14 protein-coding genes are annotated in these 14761 nt (G+C 67.4%); 7 read left to right on the forward strand and 7 right to left on the reverse strand.

Going from position 1 to position 14761, the window contains the following annotated elements:
• Positions 1 to 44: 44 nt before the first annotated feature.
• From EV147_RS23870 to gcl, 4 genes are all read right to left on the reverse strand, one after another.
• Positions 45 to 1376 carry a glycerate kinase type-2 family protein gene (locus EV147_RS23870; RefSeq protein WP_130393705.1) on the reverse strand — a complete coding sequence of 444 codons (1332 nt, stop codon included), beginning with the start codon at positions 1374 to 1376 and terminating at the stop codon, positions 45 to 47.
• A gap of 75 nt (positions 1377 to 1451) precedes the next feature.
• Positions 1452 to 2387: a 2-hydroxy-3-oxopropionate reductase gene (glxR, locus tag EV147_RS23875; protein ID WP_268907507.1), complete on the reverse strand. Its 936-nt coding sequence runs from the start codon at positions 2385 to 2387 to the stop codon at positions 1452 to 1454.
• Between the two features lie 81 nt (positions 2388 to 2468).
• A complete protein-coding gene (gene hyi, locus EV147_RS23880) occupies positions 2469 to 3248 on the reverse strand; it encodes a hydroxypyruvate isomerase (RefSeq protein ID WP_130393707.1) in 780 nt (259 codons plus the stop codon).
• A gap of 124 nt (positions 3249 to 3372) precedes the next feature.
• A complete protein-coding gene (gene gcl / locus EV147_RS23885) occupies positions 3373 to 5157 on the reverse strand; it encodes a glyoxylate carboligase (protein WP_130393708.1) in 1785 nt (594 codons plus the stop codon).
• Positions 5158 to 5451: 294 nt separating this feature from the next.
• Here gcl and EV147_RS23890 point away from each other — a divergent pair, with 294 nt between their 5' ends.
• Positions 5452 to 6132 carry a hypothetical protein gene (locus EV147_RS23890; protein WP_130393709.1) on the forward strand — a complete coding sequence of 227 codons (681 nt, stop codon included), beginning with the start codon at positions 5452 to 5454 and terminating at the stop codon, positions 6130 to 6132.
• Between the two features lie 109 nt (positions 6133 to 6241).
• Positions 6242 to 7153 (forward strand): LysR family transcriptional regulator, encoded by a 912-nt coding sequence (locus EV147_RS23895; protein WP_130393710.1) that lies wholly within the window; start codon positions 6242 to 6244, stop codon positions 7151 to 7153.
• Positions 7154 to 7399: 246 nt separating this feature from the next.
• Here the strand turns inward: EV147_RS23895 and EV147_RS23900 are convergent, their stop codons facing one another.
• Together EV147_RS23900 and EV147_RS23905 are read right to left on the reverse strand one after the other, a co-directional pair.
• Positions 7400 to 8092: a GntR family transcriptional regulator gene (locus EV147_RS23900; protein WP_130393711.1), complete on the reverse strand. Its 693-nt coding sequence runs from the start codon at positions 8090 to 8092 to the stop codon at positions 7400 to 7402.
• A 53-nt stretch (positions 8093 to 8145) separates the two neighbouring features.
• Positions 8146 to 9558: a C4-dicarboxylate transporter DctA gene (locus EV147_RS23905; RefSeq protein WP_130393712.1), complete on the reverse strand. Its 1413-nt coding sequence runs from the start codon at positions 9556 to 9558 to the stop codon at positions 8146 to 8148.
• Between the two features lie 429 nt (positions 9559 to 9987).
• Between EV147_RS23905 and EV147_RS23910 the strand changes: the two genes are divergently transcribed.
• Together EV147_RS23910 and EV147_RS23915 are read left to right on the forward strand one after the other, a co-directional pair.
• Positions 9988 to 11265, forward strand: a complete 1278-nt coding sequence (locus tag EV147_RS23910) for an allantoate amidohydrolase (RefSeq protein ID WP_130393713.1) — start codon at positions 9988 to 9990, stop codon at positions 11263 to 11265.
• 73 nt (positions 11266 to 11338) lie between these two features.
• Positions 11339 to 12607 (forward strand): M20/M25/M40 family metallo-hydrolase, encoded by a 1269-nt coding sequence (locus EV147_RS23915; RefSeq protein WP_130393714.1) that lies wholly within the window; start codon positions 11339 to 11341, stop codon positions 12605 to 12607.
• Positions 12608 to 12652: 45 nt separating this feature from the next.
• Here the strand turns inward: EV147_RS23915 and EV147_RS23920 are convergent, their stop codons facing one another.
• A complete protein-coding gene (locus tag EV147_RS23920; RefSeq protein WP_130393715.1) occupies positions 12653 to 13168 on the reverse strand; it encodes a MarR family winged helix-turn-helix transcriptional regulator in 516 nt (171 codons plus the stop codon).
• A 58-nt stretch (positions 13169 to 13226) separates the two neighbouring features.
• On the opposite strand from EV147_RS23920, the gene EV147_RS23925 reads away from it, so the two are divergent.
• Genes EV147_RS23925 through EV147_RS23935 form a run of 3 tightly spaced genes read left to right on the forward strand, consistent with a single transcriptional unit; the run spans position 13227 to position 14761 of the window.
• Positions 13227 to 13685, forward strand: a complete 459-nt coding sequence (locus tag EV147_RS23925) for a carboxymuconolactone decarboxylase family protein (RefSeq protein WP_130393716.1) — start codon at positions 13227 to 13229, stop codon at positions 13683 to 13685.
• Positions 13682 to 14119 carry a GNAT family N-acetyltransferase gene (locus tag EV147_RS23930; RefSeq protein ID WP_130393717.1) on the forward strand — a complete coding sequence of 146 codons (438 nt, stop codon included), beginning with the start codon at positions 13682 to 13684 and terminating at the stop codon, positions 14117 to 14119. Before EV147_RS23925 ends, EV147_RS23930 begins: the two co-directional genes overlap by 4 nt.
• A gap of 3 nt (positions 14120 to 14122) precedes the next feature.
• Positions 14123 to 14761, forward strand: coding sequence for an FMN-dependent NADH-azoreductase (locus EV147_RS23935; RefSeq protein WP_130393718.1), 639 nt, complete (start codon positions 14123 to 14125; stop codon positions 14759 to 14761).

The raw sequence follows: 14761 nt of genomic DNA on the forward strand, positions 1-14761 counted from the left end.
GTCTCCTTCTCCATCCTCTTGCGTTGCGTTCGGTGGCGCCCGGATCAGACGATCAGGATCGCGCGGAAATCGTTGACGTTGGTGCGGGTCGGGCCGGTGACGATCAGGTCGTCCAGCGCGGCGAAGAACCCGTAGCCATCGTTGTTGTCGAGGTGTGCCCGCGCCGCCACGCCATGCGCCGCGGCGCGCGTCAGCGTGTCGGGCGCCAGCAGCGCGCCGGCGTTGTCCTCGGAGCCGTCGATGCCGTCGGTATCGCCCGCGATGGCGTGCACCCCGGGCAGTCCGTCGAGCGCCACGGCCAGCGCCAGCAGGAATTCGGCGTTGCGCCCGCCCCGGCCATCGCCGCGCACGGTGACGGTGGTCTCGCCGCCGGACAGGATCACGCACGGCTTCTGGAACGGCTGGCCGTGCGTGGCAACCTGGCGGGCGATGGCGGCATGCACCTCGGCCACATCGCGCGCCTCGCCCTCGATGCTGTCAGAGAGAATGTGCGGCGTCAGGCCCAGTTCGCGTGCCCGCGCGGCGGCGGCTTCGAGCGATTGCTGGGCGCTGGCCAGCGTGACACTGCGGTGGCCGGCAAAACGCGCATCGCCCGGTTTTGGCGTTTCTCCGATGCCGTTTTCGAGGTGGGCCCGGACATTGGCCGGCACGTCGATGCCGTACTTGGCGATCACGGCCAGCGCGTCGGCGCATGTGGTGGCGTCGGGCAGCGTGGGGCCGCTGGCGATCAGCGTCGGGTCATCGCCGGGAATATCGGAAATCAGCAGCGTCTCGACGCGCGCCGGGGCGCACGCCAGCGCCAGCCGGCCGCCCTTGAGCGCCGAGAGGTGCTTGCGCACGCAGTTCATCTCGCCGATGCTCGCGCCGCTGCGCAACAGCGCCTTGTTCACGGCCTGCTTGTCGGCCAGCGTCAGGCCCGGTGCCGGCGCGGCAAGCAGCGCGGAACCGCCGCCAGAAATTAAGCAAAGTACGAGGTCATCGGTGGTCAGGCCCTGTACCAGTTCCACCATCCGCTGCGCGGCCTGCTGGCCCGCTGCATCGGGTACGGGGTGGGCGGCCTCGACCACTTCGATCCGGCGGCACGGCGCGCCGTGGCCGTAGCGCGTGACCACCAGCCCCGACAGTTCGCCCTGCCAGTGCGACTCCACGGCCCGCGCCATCGCGGCGGCGGCCTTGCCCGCGCCAATCACTACGGTGCGGCCCTTCGGCGGCTGCGGCAGATGCGGCGGCAGGCAGTGGCTGGCACTGACGGCGGCCACGGCCGTATCGAACAGGTCGCGCAGCAACGCGCGGGCCTGGTCGGGGTTGCGGTAGTCGGGGGAGCGCTGCGGCGTGAGCAGCGCGGCTTTGGCGTCGGGCGCGTCGGTGGCGAACATGCAAGTCCTGAGGAATCTTCGGTAGTTCGATGCAGCCGTCTCAAGATTGAGACGACTGCAATGGCGCAGGGGTAGTTACTTCGCGCCCTTGGCGATCTCGTGGTTCGACATGATCTCGATCGCCCGGCACAGCGCCGAGTGATCTTGCTTGCCAAAGCCGTTCGCCGCGCAGGTGTTGAACAGTTCCTGCGCCGTGGCCGTGTTCGGCAGCGCCACGCCCAGCGCCTTGGCGCCTTGCAGGGCCAGGTTCAGATCCTTCTGGTGCAGTTCGATGCGGAAGCCCGGATCGAAGGTGCGCTTGACCATGCGCTCGCCGTGCACTTCAAGAATCCGCGATGCCGCGAAGCCGCCCATCAGCGCCTGGCGCACCTTGGCCGGATCGGCGCCGGCCTTCGACGCGAACAGCAGCGCCTCGGACACGGCCTGGATGTTCAGCGCCACGATGATCTGGTTGGCCACCTTGGTGGTCTGGCCGTCGCCGTTGCCGCCCACGAGCGTGATGTTCTTGCCCATCAGTTCGAACAGCGGCTTGACCTGATCGAACGCTTCGGACGGGCCGCCGACCATGATCGTCAGCGAGGCGGCCTTGGCGCCCACTTCGCCGCCCGAGACCGGTGCGTCCAGGTACGAGGCGCCCAGCTTGTTGATGCGGGCGGCAAAGTCCTTGGTGGCGATCGGCGAAATCGAGCTCATGTCCACCACGATCTTGCCGTAGGTGGCTTCCTTGCCGGCGGCCTTGAACGCGGCGGCCACGCCCTTCTCGGCGAACAGCACGGCTTCCACGTGCGGGGTGTCCGGCACCATGATGACCACGATGTCGGCACGCTTGGCCACTTCCTCGGCGCTGGTGCAGACCGTGACGCCGGCATCCACCAGGAACTGAGGCGCCGGGTTCACGTCATGCACGAACAGCGTGTGGCCAGCCGCGCGAAGATGGCCCGCCATCGGCGCGCCCATGATGCCGAGTCCGATAAAGCCGATGTTTTTCTGGTTTGCCATTGTTGTCTCCAGGGTGGTGTAGATGAATTCGGTACGGTGTTCTTCCCTCTCCCGCTTTGCGGGCGAGGGGAGCAAAAACAGGCGGTGAGGTGCTTAAACCCCCATCGCCTTGCGCCACCCCAGCCCTTCCTCGGTGGTCGTCTTCGGCTTGTACTCGCAGCCGATCCAGCCGGCGTAGCCGATCTCGTCGAGGAAGCGGAACAGGTACGGATAGTTCAGCTCGCCGGTGCCGGGTTCGTTGCGGCCCGGGTTGTCGGCCAGTTGCACGTGGCGGATCTTCGGCAGGTTGGCGCGGATCGTGTTGGCGATCTCGCCCTCCATGCGTTGCATGTGATAGATGTCGTACTGCACGTAGAGGTTGGGCGCGTTGACCTGGCTGATCAGGTCCACCGCCTGCTGGGTGCGCGACAGGAAGAAGCCGGGGATGTCGAACGTGTTGATCGGCTCGACCAGCAGGTCGATCTGCTCCTTCTGCAGCGCGCTGGCGGCGAAACGCAGGTTCTCCACCAGCGTCTCGCCGGCCTGCTCGCGCTTCACGTTCGGCGGCACGATGCCCACCAGGCAGTTCAGTTGCCGCACGCCCAGCACCTTGGCGTACTTGATGGCCTCGCCCACGCCGTCCTGGAACTCGCCCACGCGGTCCGGATGGCAGGCAATGCCGCGCTCGCCCGCTTCCCACTTGCCGGCGGGCAGGTTGTGCAGCACGAGGTCGAGCTGGAAGCGGTTCAGCCGGTCGGCGATCTGGTCGGCATGGAACGCGTAGGGAAACAGGAACTCCACGCCGCGGAAGCCCGCGCGCGCGGCGGCCTCGAAGCGGTCGAGGAAGCCCACTTCATTGAACAGCATCGTCAGGTTGGCTGCGAGCTTTGGCATTGTGATGTCTCTCTCGGTGTCGGGGAAAAAGCGCCGCACCTGCCCCAGGGCCAGGGCAGGGCGGCTTGCTGCTGCGGGAAACGTGAAACTAGTAGAACTACGATGCCGGAGACGCTGGCGAGACTCAGGCCGTGGCGGTCTCTTCCACGAGGATGGCCTCGTCGGCGTCCTCGATGTCCTCGATCGGCTCGAACTCGTTGATGTTGTCGATCTCGGTGCCCATCGCGATGTTGGTCACGCGCTCCAGGATCACCTCGACCACCACCGGCACCGAGTGCTCGGCCATCAGGTCGCGCGCCTCGGCAAAGGCCGGCGCGATGTCCTCGGGCTTGAACACGCGGATCGCCTTGCAGCCCAGCCCTTCCACCACCTTCACGTGGTCCACGCCGTAGCCTTCCAGCTCGGGGGCGTTGATGTTGTCGAAGGCCAGCTGCACGCAGTAGTCCATCTCGAAGTTGCGCTGCGCCTGGCGGATCAGGCCCAGGTACGAGTTGTTCACCACCACGTGGATGTAGGGCACCTTGAACTGCGCGGCCACGGCCAGTTCCTCGATCATGAACTGGAAGTCGTAGTCGCCCGAGATGGCCACCACGTCGGAGTTCGGCGAGGCGGTCTTCACGCCGATGGCGGCGGGGATCGTCCAGCCCAGCGGGCCGGCCTGCCCGCAGTTGATCCAGTGGCGCGGCTGGTTCACGGACAGGAACTGCGCGGCGGCGATCTGCGACAGGCCGATGGTGGTCACGTAGCGCACGTCGCGCGGGAAGTACTGGTTCATCTCGCGGTACACGCGCTGCGGCTTGACCGGCACGTTGTCGAAATCGCTCTTGCGCTGCATGGTGCGGCGGCGCTTCTGCACGTCCGCCACCCAGCTCTTGCGGCACGGCAGGCGGCCAGCCATCTTCATCTCGCGCGCCACTTCCACGAACAGTTCCAGGGCGGCCTTCGCATCGGACACGATGCCAAGATCCGGACCGAACACGCGGCCGATCTGCGTGGGCTCGATATCCACGTGCACGAACTTGCGGCCCTTGGTGTAGACGTCGATGCTGCCCGTGTGGCGATTGGCCCAGCGGTTGCCGATACCCATCACGAAGTCCGACGCCAGCAGCGTGGCATTGCCATAGCGGTGCGAGGTCTGCAGCCCCACCATGCCGGCTTGCAGCGGGTGGTCGTCGGCCAGCACGCCCCAGCCCATCAGCGTGGGCACCACGGGCACGTTGACCAGTTCGGCAAACTCCACCAGCAGCTCGTTGGCATTGGCGTTGATCACGCCGCCGCCGCAGACGATCAGCGGACGCTCGGCCTGGTTCAGCATCGAGATCGCCTTTTCGATCTGGGTGCGCGTGGCGGCCGGCTTGTACGGCTGCATCGGCTCGTAGGCGTCGATGTCGAACTCGATCTCGGCCACCTGCACGTCGAACGGCAGGTCGATCAGCACCGGACCGGGGCGGCCCGAGCGCATCAGGTGGAACGCCTGCTGGAACACCTGCGGCACCAGCGCCGGCTCGCGCACGGTGACGGCCCACTTGGTCACGGGCTTGGCGATCGATTCGATATCGACGGCCTGGAAATCTTCCTTGTAGAGCCGGGCGCGCGGCGCCTGGCCGGTGATGCAGAGGATGGGAATCGAGTCCGCCCAGGCCGAGTACAGGCCGGTGATCATGTCGGTGCCGGCCGGGCCTGAAGTGCCCACGCACAGGCCGATGTTGCCCGGCTCGGCGCGGGTGTAGCCCTCGGCCATGTGCGAGGCGCCTTCCACGTGGCGGGCCAGCAGATGCTTGATCGTGCCGGCGCGGCGCATGGCCGAGTAGAACGGGTTGATCGCGGCGCCGGGCACGCCGAACGCGGTGGTGATGCCTTCCTTTTCCAGCACGGCAACGGCCGCGTCGACTGCTCTCATCTTCGGCATGTCTGTCTCCAATACGCTCAAAAACATGGGTGAATGTCGTTCTGGCGTTGATGCTATGCCCGGGTGGGGGGCGGGATAAACGGAAGGACGATCACTTGATTCGATACCCCGGGTATCGAATTGCGCAGCATGGCCGGCGGGGATGCGGCGTATTGGAAACTCCGGCTACGCCGCGTGGCTCGGAAGGCAAGACCCCGGTACGCGCGGAAAACCTGCGATCCGGTACGTTTTCGGGGTATCGCCCGCAACGGGGGCGGGCCAGAATAGCGGTTTCGGAATCACCCCTGCCTTGCCATGTACACGCGGCTGCCGAGCACCTATGAACTGATCGAAGCCCTGCAGACGGCGCCCGCCCCGAAGCGGCCAGACGGCTGGCTCGGCACGGTCCTGTGGGCGGGGTTCGTCCTGGCGCTGGTGCCGTCGCTGGTTGCAGGCGGGGCGCTGGTCTGGTTCCATCAGGTGCTTCTGAAGCCACCCGCGCCATGGTTGCCGCAGGCTTTCCACGGGTTGCTGGCGCTGAGCGGCGCCTTCTACGTGGCGGCTTGGGGCGTCAGGCTGCTGGGCGGCCGTGATGCACTGCGGCATCCGCTGCGCTGGCTGTCGCGTCGAATCGATACCCAGAGCGACGTCGAAAACGCGCTCTTGCTGCGGTTGGGCCGGATTCCGGCCCTGCAACTGCGCGCGAGGCAGCGCCGCGTGGCACTGCACGCGCGCCTCTGGGAAGGCGGCGCCCGCACCGTAGCGCTGATCCTGGCGCTGGCACCGGCGGCCGTGGTGCTGGCCGATGGCGTCGCCGTGATGGCGCCCGGCCATGGCCCGGCGCTGGCGGCGGTCTACGGCGTGGTGCTCGTGGTGGGGGCGGCGTTCGCGCTGTTCGCCCAGTTGCAGTGCAGCACGCCGTTGCGCCGGCTGGCCCATGTGCTGGGCGAGGCCGCGGAAATCAGCGAGGCGCTGCCCCGTCCGCGCCAGCCGTGACCGTGGGCCATAGCGTGCCGCGGATATCGTCCATCGGCACGCGGGGATGGGCGGCAAGCCTGTCATGCCCCACAATCCGGGCAGGAGACAACTGGCTTGGCCGGGCAGAATGGACAAACTCAAACAGATCGAAGCATTCATCGCCGTGGTCGAACACGGCAGCATGGCGGCGGCGGCGCTGACGCAGAACGTCACGCCGGTGATGATCGGCCGCCGCATCAACGCGCTGGAATCGCGCATCGGGGTCAAGCTGCTGCACCGCTCCACGCGGCGCATCGTCGTGACCGAGCAGGGCGCGGCGTTCATGGAGCAGTGCAAGAAGGCGCTCTCTGACCTCGATCGCGCCGAGATGCTGATCGCCGAGGGCAAGCACAAGGCCACCGGACACCTGATCGTGTCGGCGCCCGCCGCGTTCGGCCGCAAGCACGTGGCGCCCCACGCGCCGGCGTTTCTGGCCGCCAACCCCGACGTGCAGGTCTCGTTCAACCTGACCGACCGCGTGGTGGACCTCGTGCGCGAGGGCTATGACGTCGGCATCCGCATCGGCGGCGCCATCGATCCCAATTTCGTGGCGATCAAGCTGGCCGTGAACAAGCGGGTGGTGTGCGGCACGCCGGCCTATTTTGCGAAGTACGGCGTGCCGCACACGCTCGAAGATCTCGAAAAGCACAACTGCCTGGCGTTCAATCTGCAGGGCGGCCAGCAGCGCGGCTGGTACTTCCAGCAGAACGGCAAGACCGTGACGGTGCGCGTGAACGGCAATCTCGACTGCAACGATGGCGAACTGCTGCACCGCTGGACCGGCGAGAGCCTGGGCCTGGGCTGGCGCTCCACGTGGGAAATCCTGCCCCAGCTCGACAGCGGCGAACTGATCACGGTGCTCGACGAATACGCCTTGCCCGACTACGACATCCTGGCCGTGTACCCGCAGCAGCGCCCGGTGCCGGCAAAGATCCGCTTCTTCATCGAACACCTCAAGCAGGCCTTTGCAAAGCCGGGGTACTGGACGGGAAGAAGCTGAACGAATCGGGCGCGGAAGGAAGGCGCGGAAGGAAGGGGGGAGGGCGCCGGCACGAAACCGGCGCCCGGAATGAAAAAGCCCGCAGCCATTGCGGTCTGCGGGCAGCCCTTCTTGCGAAGGACGGGGAGAGCTCATGAAGTGCGCCCCCGCAACTCCATGGCGAGAGGAATGATGCGCCTTCCCGCCGGTTCCGTCCTTGATGTCGATCAAGCGCCGATCAAGCGGCCGATCAACCTCGCCGCAGCTTCAGGCCAGCAGCGCCGCCACCAGGTCCTTGGCACGCGCCGCCGCCGGGACTTCCTCGAAGTGCAGCGCGCTTTCTACGTGGTTCAGGTGTTCCACCATCAGTTGCACGGCGCGGTCGGCATCGCCGGCCCGGGCGGCGTCGATGAACGCGCGATGCTCGTCCGACGAGCACGTGGCATCGCGCCGGCTCTGGTACAGCATGGTGATCACCGCGCTGCGCATCGACAGCTCGCGCATGATTTCCGTCAGCACGTTGTTGCCGGCCACCTCGGCCAGCACGATGTGGAAATCGCCGAGCAGCCGCGTGCGGGTCTGGGCGTCGGTGCCGGCCAGTGACTTGCGCTCGGACGCGAGGTGCTTTTCGATCCGCTTGTAGTCGGCTGCCGTGGCGCGCGCCACGAACTCGCGGGCCAGCGCGGCCTCCAGGATGCGGCGCACGGCAAACACCTCGCGCGCCTCTTCGGCGCTGGGCTTGGCCACGAACGCGCCCTTGTCCGGCACGATCTGGATGACCTTGTCCTTCGACAGCATCAGCAGCGCCGCGCGCACCTTGGTGCGGCTGACGCGGTAGACGCTGGCCAGCGCCTCCTCGCGCAGCTTGGTGCCGGGCGGCAGCCGGTGCGAGACGATGGCGGCGACGATGTCGTCGGCGATCGCCTCGGCGGTCATGTCAGGATCGATGTGCTCGGGCATGTTGTGCGCGCGTGGCTTGCCAGACCTGCGCGGGTGACTGGAATGGCGTGATTCTAGCGCCCCGGCACCGCGCCGGGCAGCGGCGCCGGCACAGCCGACGCCTCGGCGCCTTCCAGCGAGGCCGACAGCCCCTCGTCCAGCTCGCCCGGGGGAATCGTGCCGTTGAGCACGCCATGGGCGCGCTCGCGGTCGATATCGCGCTCCCACGACGCCACCACCACCGTAGCCACGCAGTTGCCGATCAGGTTGCCTACCGCGCGGGCAATGCCGATGAACCAGTCCACCGACAGCACCAGCACCAGGCCGATGGCCGGAATTGCCGGGTGCGCCGACAGCGTGGCCGCCAGGATCACGATGGCCGAGCCCGGAATGCCGTGCGCGCCCTTCGAGGTGATCAGCGCCACGGCCAGGATGCCGAGCAGGTCGCCCATCGCCAGTGGCGTGTTGGTGGCCTGGGCGATGAACACGGCGGCCAGCGTCAGGTAGATCGAGAACGCGTCGAGGTTGAACGAGTAGCCGGTGGGAATCACCAGCCCGACCACCGACTTGCGGATGCCCATGAACTCCAGTTTCTTCATCACCTGCGGCAGCACGCTGTCAGACGAGGCCGTGCCGAGCACCACGAGCAATTCGGCGCGCAGGTAGCGGATCAGCTTCAGCACCGAGAAGCCGCACAGCCGCATGACCGTGCCCAGCACCACCATCACGAAGACGATCACCGCGCCATAGAACAGGATCACCAGGAAGCCGAGCTGCTTGAGCGAGCCGATGCCGTACTTGCCCACCGTGAACGCCACCGCGCCCAGCACGCCCAGCGGCGCCAGCTTGATGATGAAGCCCATCATCTTGAACAGCGTGGCCGAAAAGTTGTCGATCAGGCGCACCAGCGGACGGGCAGGCTCGCCCACCACCGACAGCGCGCAGCCGAACAGCACCGACACCAGCAGCACCTGCAGCACGTCGCCGCTGGTGAAGGCGCCCAGGATGGTGTTCGGGATCAGCTTCATCAGGAAATCCACCGTCCCGGCGCTCTTCACCTTGTCGGCGGACTCCACGTAGGCGGCCATCGCGGACGGGTCGAGCGAGCGCGGGTCGACATTCATCCCCACGCCGGGCTGGAAGACATAGGCCAGCACGATGCCCAGCGCCAGCGCGATGGTGGTCACCAGTTCGAAGTAGAGCACCGCCTTGATGCCCACGCGGCCCACCTTCTTGAGTTCGCCGGCCCCGCAGATGCCGGCCACGACCACGCAGAACACCACGGGGCCGATCAGCATCTTGATCAGCTTGATGAAGCCGTCGCCCAGCGGCTTGAGCTTGGCGGCGAATTCGGGAAAGGCAAGGCCGAGCAGGGTGCCGAGCGCCAGGGCGATCAGTACCTGGCCGAACAGCGAGCGGGTGAAACGGGTGAGGCGGGTTTGCGGGCGGGCGCCGTCGGCGCGCTGCGGGGGTACGGCATGCTGCATCGTTTGTCTCCGTGCCGGGCTGGTCCGTGGCGCCTGAGGCGTCATCGGCCGGCCCTGATCTGGTTCAGGATTGCCCAGCCGTCACATGTCTGGCGATGCGTGCGTGGCGGCCGGTCTGGCGGCATCGGGCGCCAGGCTGACTGCGGGCCTGGCACCGCGCGGAAAGCCCCCCTGTTGAGGCGGAATCCACGCCATCCACTTGTCGGGACCGGATTGTCCGGGGTGGATTGTCGGTGCGTGCAGGCCAATATAGTGCATATCATTTTTGTATGCAATTTTTGAATTCACTGTGCTAGTATCGATTGCACAGAATAGAGCGACGAGACTGAGCTTCGGCATGGGCGCCCGCCCGGCTGGCCCGCGACTTGCACGCTGACCGGCTTTCCTGACTACCAGGCTCAGGCAACTTTCAGCAGGAGACACACGCACATGGCAGCAACCCTTTCCGCTACCCCGGCCGCCCCCGCCTCGCTGGCCGCCGATACCGGCGCCCGCATCATGGCCTGGGCCGACACGCTGGCCGCGCACACCGAGCAGCCCGGCATGCTGACCCGCACCTATCTGACCGATGCCCACCACGGCGCCGCCGCGCAATTGACCGAATGGATGCAGGCGGCCGGCATGACCGTGCGCCGCGACGTGGCCGGCAACGTGATCGGCCGCTACGAGGGCACCGAGCCCGGCGCTCCGGCGCTGCTGACCGGCTCGCACTTCGACACCGTGCGCGATGCGGGCCGCTATGACGGCAATCTTGGCGTGATCCTGCCGATTGCCTGCGTGGCCGAGTGGAACCGCCAGGGGCGCCGCTTTCCGTTCGCGCTCGAAGTGGTCGGGTTTGCCGAGGAAGAGGGCGTGCGCTTCAAGGCCACGCTGCTGGGCAGCCGGGCCATCGCGGGCACGTTCGACACCAACGTGCTCGACAACGTCGACGACTCGGGCCAGACCATGCGCGAGGTGATGCGCGCCGCCGGCTTCGATGCCGCGCAACTGCCCGGCGCGCAGCATGACCGCGGCAAGGTGCTCGGCTTCATCGAAGTGCATATCGAACAGGGCCCGGTGCTGCTCAACGAGGGCCTGCCGGTTGGCGTGGTCACCGCCATCTCGGGCGCCACGCGCTACATCGTCGAACTCGAAGGGCTGGCCGGCCATGCCGGCACCGTGCCCATGGACATGCGCCGCGATGCCGCGATGGCCGGCGCCGAGATCGGCCTCTATATCGAGAAGCGCTGCGGCGGCAAGCCGGGCCTGGTGGGCACCGTGGGCCAGTTCAACGTGCCGAACGGCGCCACCAACGTGGTGCCGGGCCGCGCGGTGTTTTCCATCGATATCCGCGCCGGTGTCGATGCCGAGCGCGAGGCGGCCGTCAACGACGTGCTGGCCGGGATCGAGCGCATCTGCGCGCGCCGCAACGTGCGCGTGCAACTGCGCAAGACCCACGAGGCCGCCAGCGTGCCGTGCGCGCCGTGGCTGCAAGCACAATGGGCCGCCGCCGTGGCGCGCCAGGGCGTGCCGGTGCGGCACCTGCCGTCTGGCGCGGGCCATGACGCCATGGCCATCGCCGCCATTGCCGACGTGGCCATGCTGTTCGTGCGCTGCGGCAACGGCGGCATCAGCCACCACCCTACCGAGACGATGACCGCCGAGGACGCGCAGACCGCCGCCGCCGTCTTCGCCGATTTCGTCGAGCATTTCCAGCGTACCCAGTAACGACACAGCCGAGCATCGCGCAGATTTAAAGAAACGACGATGCCAAACTAAGACAACTCCGAAAGATACGAAGATGACCGCACGAGACAACATGAACCCGATCGAAACCACGCTGACCCAGTACATCGACACCCAGCGCCCGCAGCAGGAGTCGTTCCTGGCCGAGCTGGTCAAGGTGCCGTCCGACAACCCCGCCGGCGACTGCGAGGCCCACGGCCTGCGCGCCAAGGCACTGCTCGAAGGGCTGGGCTTCAAGGTCGAGGCCCACAAGGTGCCCGAAGACAAGGTCAAGGCGGCCGGCATGATCAGCGCCACCAACCTGCTGGTGCGCAAGACGTTCGGCAGCGGCGGCCCGACCATTGCGATGAACGCCCACGGCGACGTGGTGCCGCCGGGCCTGGGCTGGACCAAGGATCCTTACGGCGGCGAGATCGCCGACAGCGAGCACGGCCCGGTCATGTACGGCCGCGGGGTGGCGGTGTCGAAGTCTGACTTCGCCACCTACGCCTACGCCGTGCTGGCGCTGATCGAAGCCGAGAAGCAGGGCGCCAAGCTCAACGGCACCGTGGAACTGCAATTCACGTACGACGAGGAAACCGGCGGCGACATCGGCCCGAAGTTCCTGCTCGACGAGGGCCTGACCAAGCCCGACTACGCGATCTCGGCCGGCTTCTCGTACGGCATCACGTCGGCGCACAACGGCTGCCTGCACGTGGAAGTGACGGTCAAGGGCAAGCAGGGCCACGCCGCCATGCCGCACACCGGCGTGGACGCCATCGAGGCCGCCACGCACATCCTGCAGGCCATCTACGGCCTGCGCGCCGAACTGGCCACGCGCAAGAGCAAGGTGCCCGGCATCGACACCGCCACGCTGAACGTGGGCCTGATCAAGGGCGGCATCAACACCAACGTGGTGCCTGACCTCGTCACGTTCCGCGTGGACCGCCGCATGATTCCCGAAGAGATCGGCTTCGACGCCGAAGGCGAACTGCGCGCCGTGGTGGAGAAGGCCGCGCAGGAGCGTCCGGGCATCGAGGTCAAGGTCGAGCGCATCATCCTGGCCGAGCCGCTGTCGGAACTGCCGGGCGTGGACAAGCTGATTGGCGCGCTGAAGACCCGTGCCGAATCGGTGTTCGGCGTGGAAATCCCGGTGCAGGGCGTGCCGCTCTACACCGACGCCCGCCACTACACGAGCCGCGGCATCCCCACCGTCCTGTACGGCGCCGGCCCGCGCACGCTGATGGAAGCGCGCGGCCACAATTCGGACGAAAACCTGCGCCTGAACGACCTGAACCGCGCCACGAAGGTGGTGGCCCTGGCGCTGTCGGATCTGCTGGGCTGATGGTGGTTTGCGCCCCTCTCCCACTTTGCGGGAGAGGGGCGCCAATCACGACTCCGCCACACCCCCCGGCACCGCCTGGCTCACCAGCCAGCGCCGCACGATCTGCTCTTCCTCAGCGGTCAGTCCCGCCCGCAGCGCCTTGTCCACCTCGGTCGCTCGCGTCTTGCAGTGTCCCAGCAGTTCCAATCCCGCCTCGGTCAGCGCAATGGTCTGGATGCGTCCATGCACCGGGTGCGGCTGCCGTTCGATGGCGCCGAGTTTTTCCAGGTTGTTCATGATCACGCTGACCGTCTGCGGCGTCAGCAGCGCCAGCCGCGCCACGTCGGCACCGGACGCGCCCGGGTACGCGCCCAGCATCGTCAGCACGAAGAACTGCGGCACGGTCACGCCCAGATCGTCCAGCGCGCGCTCCAGTTGCAGCCGGTTGGCGGCGCTCGCCTGACGTAGCAGATACGCCAGATAGCCGCTTTCGCCACGTTTGCCCTGGCCGGGTGCCGGAATCGGGGTGGTGGAAGCCGCCGCCGCCGCGCTTGCCCCTCTGGTCGGCAAGGTTTTCGCCATGATGTTAGAGTTCTGACATTGTTGTTCGAACTCTGACATCTTAACCGAAGGAGGCCCCATGGATTTCCAGACGTTCACGAAAACCGCGCCCGAGGTCTACGCGTCGCTGGGCGGCGTCAGCAAGGCCGTGGCCGCTTCCGGCCTCGACAAGACGCTGACCGAACTGGTCAAGCTGCGCGTCTCGCAGATCAACGGCTGCGCGTTCTGCCTGCAGTTCCACCTGAATATCGCGCGCAAGCTCGATATCGACCCGCGCAAGTTCGACCTGCTGGCCGGCTGGCGCGACGCCGGCATCTACACCGACCGCGAGACTGCCGCGCTGGGCTGGGCCGAGGCGCTCACGCACCTGACCGACCCGTTCGCCCGCGACGCCGCGCTGGCGGAGGCGCGCAGCGTCTTCGACGAGCAGGAAATGGTCTATCTGGCCGCCACGGTGGCGTCGATCAACGCGTGGAACCGCATCGCCGTGGGCCTGCACTTCCCGCCGCCCCCGGCGGAGCAGGGAGCGTCCGCATGAACCCGATTGCCGTACTGGAAACCGCCGACCAGGTGGCGGCCGCCTTCCCGCTGATGCACCAGTTGCGCCCGCACCTGGCCGATGCCGCCGAATTCGTGGCGCGCTGGCGCCGCCAGTCCGCCGATGGCTATCGCCTGGCCGGCGTCTGGGACGAAGACCGGCTCGTGGCGCTGGCCGGGTACCGGATCGCCGACAACCTGATCGTCGGCCGCCATCTCTACGTGGATGATCTCGTGACCGATGCCGCCGCGCGCAGCGGCGGGTACGGCCAGCGGCTGATGGACTGGCTCAAGGCCCAGACCGAAGCCGCCGGCTGCACGCAGCTCGTGCTCGATACCCCGCTGACCAACGTGCTGGGGCACCGCTTCTATTACCGCAACGGCCTGCTGGCGCGCGCGCTGCGTTTCTATTTTCCGATCGACGGGGCGAACTGAGCCATGACCACACTGCTTCATATCAACGTCAGCCCGCGCGGCGCCGAATCCACCAGCCGCCGCGCCGGGCTGCGCGTGCGCACGCACCTGGCCGCCCACGCCAGCCTCGATGGCGGGGAACTGACCGTGATCGAGCGCGACCTCGCGGCCGACCCCTTGCCGCCGATCGGCGCGGCGTTCACGCACGCCAACATGGTCGTGGCCGCCAGGCGCACCGACGCCGATCCGGCCGCGCTGGCGCTGTCGGAGACGCTGATCGCCGAACTGCAGGCCGCCGACCTGGTACTGATCACCACGCCGATCCATAACTTCACGGTGCCGGCCGCGCTGAAAACGTGGATCGATCTCGTCGTGCGTCCGGAACGGACCTTCGCCGGCACGCCCCAGGGCAAGCAGCCGCTGCTGCGGGACCGCCCGGTTCTTGCGCTGGTGTCATGCGGCGGCCGGTTCGACGACCGCCCCGGCAGCCAGCAGGATTTCTTCACGCCCTATCTGAAATACGTGCTCGGCACCATTGGCCTGGCCCGCGTGGAGGTGATCCGGCTCGAAGGCATGGTGCGGCCCGAAGCCGTTACCCATGCCTTCGAACACGTGGAAGCGTGGTGCGGCAGCGCATTGCCGGCACTGCTGGCCGCCGCATAG

The sequence above is a fragment of the Cupriavidus agavae genome (assembly GCF_004217045.1).
Lineage (GTDB): Bacteria > Pseudomonadota > Gammaproteobacteria > Burkholderiales > Burkholderiaceae > Cupriavidus > Cupriavidus agavae.

What these genes read in the sequence shown, in the direction of transcription:
- EV147_RS23870 (WP_130393705.1), bottom strand. Translation starts at nt 1,376, where the DNA reads ATGTTCGCCACCGACGCGCCCGACGCCAAAGCCGCGCTGCTCACGCCG.
- hyi (WP_130393707.1), bottom strand. Translation starts at nt 3,248, where the DNA reads ATGCCAAAGCTCGCAGCCAACCTGACGATGCTGTTCAATGAAGTGGGC.
- gcl (WP_130393708.1), bottom strand. Translation starts at nt 5,157, where the DNA reads ATGCCGAAGATGAGAGCAGTCGACGCGGCCGTTGCCGTGCTGGAAAAG.
- EV147_RS23890 (WP_130393709.1), top strand. Translation starts at nt 5,452, where the DNA reads ATGTACACGCGGCTGCCGAGCACCTATGAACTGATCGAAGCCCTGCAG.
- EV147_RS23895 (WP_130393710.1), top strand. Translation starts at nt 6,242, where the DNA reads ATGGACAAACTCAAACAGATCGAAGCATTCATCGCCGTGGTCGAACAC.
- EV147_RS23900 (WP_130393711.1), bottom strand. Translation starts at nt 8,092, where the DNA reads ATGCCCGAGCACATCGATCCTGACATGACCGCCGAGGCGATCGCCGAC.
- EV147_RS23905 (WP_130393712.1), bottom strand. Translation starts at nt 9,558, where the DNA reads ATGCAGCATGCCGTACCCCCGCAGCGCGCCGACGGCGCCCGCCCGCAA.
- EV147_RS23910 (WP_130393713.1), top strand. Translation starts at nt 9,988, where the DNA reads ATGGCAGCAACCCTTTCCGCTACCCCGGCCGCCCCCGCCTCGCTGGCC.
- EV147_RS23915 (WP_130393714.1), top strand. Translation starts at nt 11,339, where the DNA reads ATGACCGCACGAGACAACATGAACCCGATCGAAACCACGCTGACCCAG.
- EV147_RS23920 (WP_130393715.1), bottom strand. Translation starts at nt 13,168, where the DNA reads ATGGCGAAAACCTTGCCGACCAGAGGGGCAAGCGCGGCGGCGGCGGCT.
- EV147_RS23925 (WP_130393716.1), top strand. Translation starts at nt 13,227, where the DNA reads ATGGATTTCCAGACGTTCACGAAAACCGCGCCCGAGGTCTACGCGTCG.
- EV147_RS23930 (WP_130393717.1), top strand. Translation starts at nt 13,682, where the DNA reads ATGAACCCGATTGCCGTACTGGAAACCGCCGACCAGGTGGCGGCCGCC.
- EV147_RS23935 (WP_130393718.1), top strand. Translation starts at nt 14,123, where the DNA reads ATGACCACACTGCTTCATATCAACGTCAGCCCGCGCGGCGCCGAATCC.